Raw genomic sequence first — 9,602 nt, forward strand, 5'->3', positions numbered from 1 at the left:
TCATTAAAAATGATATTGATCATAATCTATTTCTAACTTACGTTTTAAAAATCTTTTTTCTTTGATTTTACGACGATTCTCAGCACTGGCAAAATAACCCATAAAGTCAATGCCACAAAAGAAACAATTAATCCGAAGCTCGTACCAAAAAACTGTTTGAAAACTGCACCAGTATAGCCTAGCAAAGCAGAAATATCCAATTTGAGCAAAATTAATGTTCGGGATAAATCGATAGGATTTAATGCCGTTCCTACTAACGAAAGTTTATCCAAAGGATAATCTTCAAACATAATAAGTGACATTAAAAACAAACCATCATAAATAATAGCTAAAAACAACCATAACAAAATGGCATAGCCAAAACCTTTAATTCTATTTTCGTTAGACAGGGCGATATTAAATGCCAACGCCGTAAAAATGAGGGTTAAAAACGTTCCTGTAATCAGCAATAAAGTAAAATCCCAAATGGCATTGGACATAAACAGACCATAAAACACAAATGGAATTCCCAATCCCAAAATCAAACTCATGGACAAGGAAATTGCAACCCCAAGATATTGGCCTAAAAATATTGACGAACGTTTTAGAGGTTGTGCCAATAACAATTCGGTAAATTCCTTAGAATTATAATAATACATTACTCCAAAAATAGTCCCGATTAATGGCACCAAAATGATAATCACGTTCATTAAAGTGATGACTGCCTTTGAAAGATCATTGTTTAAAAACAATAGTACAATTCCCAATAACAGATAAAATGCAAAATAGACGTAACTCCAACGGCTTCGCATTAAATCGTAAAAACTATATTTTAATATTTTAAGCATGATTGTCAGTTAAAATGGATGCGATGGCATGTTCGAAATCCGGTTGGTTGGTTTTATCTTTTAATTCGGTAATACTTCCTTTAAAGTAAATTTTACCCTCTAAAAGAAATACAATTTGGTCTGAAATTTCTTCAACAAAACTCATGATATGTGAAGTAATCAGAATGGTTTTGCCTTTAGCCTTTTCTGATTGGATCAGTTTTTTTAAGCGCAACAATGAAATGGGATCCAAACCCGAAGTTGGTTCGTCCAAAATGATCAAAGGACTATCGAACATAAAGGTCAAAACCAAGTTTACTTTTTGCTTGGTTCCGCCCGATAGATTACCCAGTTTTTTATCTAAATAAGGTTCTAATTTAAACAAACTTATGAGTTCTTGATCTAACTGCACCTTTCCGCGCAAATCCTTTATCATAGTAATTAATTCCCTTACCTTTAGGTTATTGGGAAAATTGGCTATTTGAGGCAGGTAATCAATTTTATGCCGATAACTCGAATCACTTTTGATATTTTTCCCCATGACGGAAATTTCACCTTTATTAGGAATTACCATGCCCAACAAGCATTTAATGAGGGTTGTTTTACCAGATCCGTTGGGACCTAATACGGCAAAAATTCCGCCTTGTTCAATGTCTAAATTGAGTCCACTAAGAACCTCATTCTTACCAAATTTTTTATATAACTCTTTAATTTCTATCATGATCTATCTATGCGTTTCATTCTTGGATTTTCATCCATCAAATCATCTGGGGTAAATACCGGAGACACTCTTTCTGAAAAATCTATAATATCTATAAATAAACTTCTGAGCAAAATAATGGTTTCGGGCGTCCGGTTAACTATATATGAAAACAGCTTTACAGGTCGGAAAGGAATATCGCCAATACCATCTTTATCCAGATCGTAACCTGTGTAATTGCTCCAAAAATTATTATCAAATTTATTGTCATTGATTTTTCCGTTATAGGAAATATCAAAGGAGTTGTATAAAAAATTGTTGTTTATAATATGGTTATCATAACAGGCCCCCTTTACTCTAATGGCATAACCGTTACTTGTAAAATCATTGTCGATGTATCGTAGTCGATTACTGCCTTCAACAGTAATACCGACGGTGTTTTCTATAAACTTGTTGTTGATAAGATTTACATCGTTCACTTCTTTCAACAATAATCCGTAAGCTGCAGTTCCCCAATTTTTGGTGATGACATTATTTTGCACTTCCATAAATTTGGAGAACATTAAAGCAATGCCGGCACCGTTGGTTTCAAATGTATTATTAATCACTTTGTTATGGTTACTGAACATAAAATGAAGTCCGTAACGTACGTTGTTTTTACTAAAATTATCTTTAATTAATATATTATCTGAAAATTCGAGATAAATACCGTCACGAACATGACGCACATCATTATTGCGTATTTCCACGTCTTTGCAATGCCATAAGTGAATGGCATTCCCAGAATTGAATTCGGTTTTTGCCTCCCCTTTAACTTTGTTGTTCAACACTTTGCCATTAGCGGATTTTTGAAGGTAAATTCCGAAGAAAAGTTTTTCCAATTCCAAATTCTGAATTGTAAATCCTTTGCTTGTCACTACCCTAACCGCAGCATAATCTGTGGTATAACTTACACCAACATTGATGATTTTAAAACCATCAATAGTGACATTATCGGCACCTATGGTAATAATCTCACCTTTTGAATCGCCATCAATTGTCGGAAAATTTTCGCCAATTAAGGTAATGCCTTTGTCGATTTTTAAACTGTGTTCCCTATAAATTCCATTTTTCACCAAAATAGTATCGCCTTCCGAAGCTAATTCAATCGCTTCTTTAATAGTGGTAATACTACACGAAGAACAAACGGTTATGGTTTTTGACCATACATTTATACTGGTCACAAACACCATTAAAAAAAAGACTATGTAGTTTCTATTCTTCAAAATTAAATTCCTTATTAGTGAAAATCTTACAAAATTGATTTCTTATAATTTTAGATGCTCTTGGATGGCTTCCCAAGAGTAAAGATTTCCTGTATATTTTTCTTTGGCAGTTTTACCGGCATCTTCATTTAAAAAAGCTGAAAGGTTTGCTCCCATTGGACTTTGCAGGTTTTCGCTAACCAAGAAAGACGCTTTTGTAGCATCAACCAATTCACCAGGTTGATTGAAATCTGCAGCTAAATAAAGTGCTATTTCGGTATCTTTCAGTTCATCCTGTAACGAATGCACCATACACTCAATCGCATCATATTTATACGCTTTACCTTTTGAAGTGACTACCTGTGAAGCGTGTTGCCTATCTACAATGGTCATATCGCAATAATAACACGCATCCATGCCATAATTTATAGGCTGTGGGCTAACACTGCAAGACGTTAAAAACAGGCTTAACATACCAAAAAAAACAAACTGTTTCATCTTTTTATATTTTTAAATTGGAAATCAATTTTCAATGTTCTCAATAATTTTTCTACCATCGCTTTTGATAGGATACGGTAAATTGAAATGACCTTAACCTCAGATTTAAGCTTGATTTTTAGAAGCTTTTTTTCCAACAAAGAAAGCCACTACAGTAAGCAACATCCCGATAAAAATCATGTAAGCACCTGCTGCCGGCCAAGAGTCCACGTCAAAGTTAAGCATCTTTTGATAACCTAGAAGCGGTGGTTTGTAAGTCATAGGCGTTCCATCTAGGTTTACCAATTTCATGATTGCCTTCGGATCCAAATCGGTACCGTATTCTATTAACCAGAGATTAAAATCGTACATTCCTAAAATGCCCAGAACAGACATCACAATGAACCAACCTAAAAACCATTTGTAACTTACTTTACCAAAATAGCCGAGCAAACCAATGAGCGCCCCAAGCACTGCCATTCCACCAACTACTGCAGGAAACACCTTAAACTCCCACATTTCTTCAACTTTAGGAATGGTTTTCATCCCGATATAATGATTAAGATTATCTATATTTTGAATATCAAACTCTTCCACACCTTCAATTCCTTGAATATAAATATTCATTCCAAGAGGATCTGGGTACTGTGGTGCACCGAGCATAATATTCCACAATGGAAATTTGAACAGCCCTAATAAGAGCAATGATCCAATGACCATTATAATACCAGCTTTTTTCATGTTTATTATTTTTTTGACTAACTATTCAGTTAATTGTGATTTAAAAAGAAAGGCGAGAGCGATAAATCAACTCTCGCCTTAGAGTAGGAAAATAAACACTAAAACAAAATTTTCCTCACCTTATAACTTATAATCTGCGGCTTAATCCTCATCCAAGCCCCAAGAGAACTCGATATTTGAATCGGCTGGACTCACGCGGATATAACCTTGCATTTCTTGATGCAGTGCCGAACAGAAGTCTGTACAATAAAACGGCCATACACCTACTTGCTTAGGCTCCCATACCAAGGTTTCTGTAGCACCCGGCAAGATTAGCATTTCGGCATTATTAGCACCAATTACTGCAAATCCGTGTGGTACGTCAAAGTCTTGTTCCAGATTGGTTACGTGGAAATAAACTTTGTCTCCAACTTTTACACCTTCAATATTATCTGGGTTAAAGTGACTTCTAATCATATTCATGTAGATATGAACTTCTTTTCCATTACGAACAACTTTTACATCACTATCTGTAAGTGCAGCATAAGGGTGCTTGTTATCAGAAAGTTTATAGATTTTCTTAGAATTCTTAGCAATCAATTCCGCTGGAATAGCAGCCGCATAGTGAGGCTCACCAATGGTTGGGAAATCTAACAACAATTCCATTTTTTCTCCACTAATATCAAACAACTGAGCTGATTGTGTAAGCTCTGGTCCCGTTGGCAAGTATCTGTCTTTAGTAATCTTGTTTAAGGCTACAAAGTATTTACCAAATGGTTTGCGTGAGTTTCCACCAGGGATCATTCCGTGTCCTACAGAGTAGAATACTGGCTGACGATCTACAACTTCCCAAGTACCTAACTTCCATTTTACAACTTCAGAAGAAATAAAGAACGTGGTATAAGCATTACCTTGACCATCAAACTCAGTATGTAGAGGCCCTAATCCTGGTTGTTTAACAACTCCAGCTAAAATATCTTCAAAATTCAAGATTGGAATACCATAAGCTTCACCGTCAAATTTCTTGTTTTCAATAGCATCAAGCATCTTGGTAAAACTATGCACCGTTAAGTCGGCAGAAAGTTTTCCGTTACCAATAATATACTCACCTGATGGATCGACATCACAACCGTGAGGAGATTTTGGAGTTGGCAAGAAATAAACAGCTCCAGGAACTTGCAATGGATCTACAGTAAGTACTTCTTCCAACATGGTTGAAGTAGCAGTATGTGTACTTTCATCTAAAACGTTGTGTGCATATCTTGCAGGAACTTTTGTTCCACCGCCATTATTGACATACTCTTCAATAACTTTCCAGTTAACAGCAGCAATAAAGTCCTTATCGTTTTGTGATGAATTCACTTCCAATAACGAGTGAGCTTCTTCAGTGTTATACGTTGTAAAGAAGAACCAACCGTGGCTCTTGTCACGTCCCGGGTGAGAAAGGTCGTAGTTAAATCCAGGCATCATCAATTGGAATTTAATGCCCATACGTCCTGTTTCTTGATCAACGCTAATGAAGGTCAAAGCACCTTTGAAATTTCCTTTATACTCTTTAATAGGCATATCTTTCTGTGGAATTGGCACAGAAAAACGTGTTCCTGCTACAACATACTCGGTATTTTCCGTAATGAACGAAGAACTGTGGTTCCCGGCACTGTTTGGAATTTCTATGATCTCTTCAGTTTTAAAGGTTTCAAGACCGATACGTGCAATTCTTGGCGTGTTGTTTCCGTTGATAAAAATCCAACGACCATCCAATTCACCCTTGGTTTGTGAAATATCTGGGTGATGCGAGTCGTCCCAAGGCACAAAACCGTAAGATGTATTTAACATTGGCTTGGTTTCTTCAGTATAACCATATCCATTTTCTGGGTTTTGTGAGAATACCGGAAGTACTTTCAGCATTCGTCCAGATGGCAATCCGTAAACACTAAGTTGTCCACTAAATCCTCCAGACATAAATGCGTAGTACTCATCATGCTCACCTGGTGCAACATACACCCTTTCAGCAGCATTGGTAGCAAGACCACCACCTTGGCTCTTACTCCCCGATTTGCCATTACTTCCATTGTTACAACTTACCAATCCGGCAGCTATAACGAAGTATAATAAAATATTAATTGTTTTTTTCATAGTCCTATAGTTTACATTAAATTGTTTCAAAATTAGTTTGCCGGTAAAATGACTTTATCCACAACGTGAACAATTCCATTGCCGGCAGGAATACTAGCCAAAATTTTAGCTCCACCTACATAAACATCATCACCATTAACCTCAACAGGTACATTTTCGCCACTTGCTTGCCCTACGGTTGGAAATTTCTTTAAAAAAGCTTTTGAGTAGTTTCCTGGAGTCACGTGGTTTTTTAGGATATACGCCAGTTTTTCTTTGTTTTCAGGCTTTAACAGTTCTTCAACCGTTCCTGCTGGCAAAGCTTCAAATGCTGCATTTGTTGGTGCAAAAACCATTAATGGCCCTGCATTGACCAGCGAGTTTTCTAATCCTGCTGCTTGTACGGCTGCCACTAACGTGGTATGGTCTGGTGATCCAATCGCGATTTGCAAAATGTTTGGCTCCGACTCATCATTTTCGATAAAGGCCTGTCCTTGGTTTTTAGACTGGACATCACCTTGAACTGAACTTCCCGGGGAAGTTGCGGGGTCATTGGCTGTTTCATTCTTACAAGCTGCAAATACAAGTACCGCGAAGGAAACAAAAACCATTTTAAGGATTGTTTTCATTTGAATTAGCTTTTAGAGGTTGATTGATTTGTTTTGTGCTATTATAGTGTCCTAAAATATTCCAATATCTGTCTTGTCTGCTCTTCTGACAAGTGTTGGTTAGCCATTGGCGAACCGTTAAACTCAACTAAAAGATCTTTTGCAAGTGGATCATTTTGAGTCATTTCCTCAGGATTTAAAATCATGTTCATCACCCATTCCGGAGTTCTTCTTTCTAAAATTCCTTTTGGAGCAGGGCCAATAAATTTTTTGTCAGCTTTATGGCAGGCCGTACAGTTTGCATTAAATACACCTTCTCCTAAAGCAGCCATTTCGGTATCTATCTCGGCGCCCAAAGTCACAGACTTAATCGGTCCAATACCTTTATTTGTCAAATCGACTCGTACTGATGCCGGCGTTGCATCAACTACTTTTGTTTCAGCTTTTTGTTCGGTTTTTTTACCGTATGATGGTGCTTCTTTTTTTTCTCCATCACCACATCCCATTAACAGTGTTAATCCTAAAGCTGTAAAAATCATTAATCCTTTTTTCATTGTGAGTTCGTTTAAGTTTTTTTATACAAATTTTACAAATAATTATTTTTCTATAGAAAACCGATAGTTATATCATGATTTTCAATGTCAAAAATAGTTGCAATATTTATGATAATACATGATAAAAATCATATTTAGGATATTTTTATCCCTTTTGCGAATATTTTCACAACAAATTACAACTCAAACCAATAGAACATGTTATTAAAAAATTAAAACAGCGTACCAAATATATCTACCACTCAAAAACCGTTGGATTAATAAGTTAACTTGAAATGTTTTTTTAATGGCATTTAGTTTTATATAGACATAAACATCTACTCAAAAAATCGATTCTAAAAAAAGTAGTAGACCGCGTATTTAAAACTGAAAGACCTTCCTATTCCACAAAAAAATCCCGAAGCACTTCCATTCCAAATGTTGATTGATGGAAAGGAAATACTTCGGGACGAGCTATTAATAAAATGGTTTGTATTCTTTGTTAAAGTGCCATAATTTTAGGTGAAATATGAATCAATTTTAATTTATATCAGCATCTAAACCTAAAGAATGTTTGCAACGGCCTTTTCAATATTCTGGATGGTAGCATCAGAATTAACGCCCAATCCTTCTTGTTGAAATACCATTTCGCCACCTTTATCAAAAACACTGATAATGTTAGAATGCGAAAAATCAATGGGTGAAATTTTCTTGTAATTAACAGCAACCACAGCGGCGAATTCCCTAGTATTATCTTCGGTAGAACGTAAAAACAACCACGGTTCTCTATCCATCATATTTTCTATGGCAAACGCCTTCATCCGCTCGGTGGTATCAATACTAGGATCGATGCTGACCAAAATCATTTTTACATTTTGTTTTGCATCTTCTGAAAGTTGCTCTTCAATATTTCTCATGTCGGCAACCAATCGCGGACAGGCTGCTTTACAAGAGGTGTAAATCATTACCATAACCAACACATCACCTTTCAGATCTTCAAACTGGAGTTCTTTGCCATTTTGGTCATTCCATTTGGAAGTCAGGTTAAAAATCGAAAGATCCGAAATTTCATTATTTGCACTTTTCTCCCTGGTCTCAACTTCGGTTAAATCCATTTCACAAATTGGACAAATACCAGGTTTTTCGTAGGTTTTATCGCCTTCGCAATGCATCGGGCATTCGTATAGAACGACATCATCAGATACTTTTTGGGTATCATTTTTGCACGCAGTAAATCCTATAAATAAAATACTGCAAAGTATAAAAATTGTTTTTTTCATAATGTTATGGAATTTCAATATCCTTGGCACATCTAAATCCGAGATTTTTAATGGCAAAATTGGCTTTGATACTTCCTCGTAAAGCATAGCGCATAAAGGCGGCATAATTCATTAAATCTGTTGCTCCCAACGAAGCACTTCCACAGAATAAATTATCTTTTTCATTATCCTTCCGAGTTTCTCCGGAAATTAAAACCGAATTAAAATCGGAGGTCCATTCCCAAACCAAGCCATGGAGGTCATAAACACCCCAGAAATTTTTTGGATTGCGCCCCACTTCATATTCGTTGGTTCTAGGAGCTTCATACCACGCCAAGATTTGTTCGTTGTAAGACTTTTTGATTCGTGCATCCCTATCTTTTTCATCGGCCATGGCGGCATACTCCCATTCGTCCATGGTTGGCAAACGTTTTCCTAAGCAATCGCAATACGCTTTGGCGGCAAACCAACTGATATAGGTGGCTGCGCTATTTAATTTTTCACCGTCATTAAGCTCTAGATCATTTTTCCAATTGCGCAAATACATGCCATCAGCAAATAGTTTTTTTACCTTTGACTTTTGCCATTGTGGAAACTTCTTTACAAAATTGAGGAATTGCTCATTGGTAACTGGATACACATCAAGATCAAAATCCTTGACCTCTACAACCGTCGAATCCCTGCCGTACAATGGGACGTAGCGTGCGCCTTTAATACGTACCATATCTTCAGATTGCCCATAACTAAACATATGGAATAAGATCAAAACAAAAGACAACCTGAAGAATTTGGTACTCATAATTTTAAATTTATGTTTTAAATATTTGCCATCCATAAAAAGTTGGCAACTGATGGATAACCTTCTATTTTACTGTTTTCTATTTGTTTTTAACTTTTCTGACCATTTCTGGGGTCACAATGGTTTTGTTATTGCCCCAGCTGTTATACACATAGGTCAATACGTTAGCTACTTCTTCTTGCGAAATCATTTGTGCAGTCATGATACTGTTGTACTTAACACCGTTTACGGTAATCTCTCCGCTTAAACCGTGAAGTACTGCATCAATAGCTCTGTCCACATCAGCATTCAGATAATCTGAAGCTGCCAAAGGAGGAAATGCATTGGCAATACCTTGCCCT

Annotated in this window: 10 protein-coding genes and 1 pseudogene; all 11 read right to left on the reverse strand. The window is 36.4% G+C overall.

What is annotated here, in order from left to right:
* Positions 1-44 precede the first annotated feature (44 nt).
* Entirely contained in the window at positions 45-827 is a 783-nt protein-coding gene (locus VNJ50_RS02785) for an ABC transporter permease (RefSeq protein ID WP_325578845.1), read from the reverse strand.
* Entirely contained in the window at positions 820-1,527 is a 708-nt protein-coding gene (locus VNJ50_RS02790) for an ABC transporter ATP-binding protein (protein WP_325578847.1), read from the reverse strand. Before VNJ50_RS02790 ends, VNJ50_RS02785 begins: the two co-directional genes overlap by 8 nt.
* The gene (locus VNJ50_RS02795) at positions 1,524-2,738 is read right to left on the reverse strand and encodes a nitrous oxide reductase family maturation protein NosD (RefSeq protein ID WP_325578863.1); all 1,215 of its coding nucleotides are present in this window, start codon (positions 2,736-2,738) and stop codon (positions 1,524-1,526) included. Before VNJ50_RS02795 ends, VNJ50_RS02790 begins: the two co-directional genes overlap by 4 nt.
* 75 nt (positions 2,739-2,813) lie before the next feature.
* Entirely contained in the window at positions 2,814-3,248 is a 435-nt protein-coding gene (locus VNJ50_RS02800) for a nitrous oxide reductase accessory protein NosL (protein ID WP_325578849.1), read from the reverse strand.
* A 105-nt stretch (positions 3,249-3,353) separates the two neighbouring features.
* Complete coding sequence (locus VNJ50_RS02805; RefSeq protein ID WP_325578851.1) at positions 3,354-3,968, reverse strand: hypothetical protein; 615 nt, start codon at positions 3,966-3,968, stop codon at positions 3,354-3,356.
* 141 nt (positions 3,969-4,109) lie between these two features.
* On the reverse strand, positions 4,110-6,083 hold the full coding sequence (gene nosZ / locus VNJ50_RS02810) for a Sec-dependent nitrous-oxide reductase (RefSeq protein ID WP_325578853.1): 1,974 nt from the start codon (positions 6,081-6,083) through the stop codon (positions 4,110-4,112).
* A 32-nt stretch (positions 6,084-6,115) separates the two neighbouring features.
* Complete coding sequence (locus VNJ50_RS02815) at positions 6,116-6,691, reverse strand: fasciclin domain-containing protein (protein WP_325578855.1); 576 nt, start codon at positions 6,689-6,691, stop codon at positions 6,116-6,118.
* A gap of 41 nt (positions 6,692-6,732) precedes the next feature.
* Entirely contained in the window at positions 6,733-7,224 is a 492-nt protein-coding gene (locus VNJ50_RS02820) for a cytochrome c (RefSeq protein WP_325578857.1), read from the reverse strand.
* A gap of 542 nt (positions 7,225-7,766) precedes the next feature.
* A complete protein-coding gene (locus tag VNJ50_RS02825; protein ID WP_325578859.1) occupies positions 7,767-8,483 on the reverse strand; it encodes an SCO family protein in 717 nt (238 codons plus the stop codon).
* A gap of 4 nt (positions 8,484-8,487) precedes the next feature.
* The gene (locus VNJ50_RS02830; RefSeq protein WP_325578861.1) at positions 8,488-9,261 is read right to left on the reverse strand and encodes a formylglycine-generating enzyme family protein; all 774 of its coding nucleotides are present in this window, start codon (positions 9,259-9,261) and stop codon (positions 8,488-8,490) included.
* Between the two features lie 79 nt (positions 9,262-9,340).
* Positions 9,341-9,602, reverse strand: a pseudogene (locus VNJ50_RS02835) (cytochrome c); the annotation flags it as partial.

Origin of the sequence: Gelidibacter sp. (genome assembly GCF_035577925.1) — a bacterium.
Lineage (GTDB): Bacteria > Bacteroidota > Bacteroidia > Flavobacteriales > Flavobacteriaceae > Gelidibacter.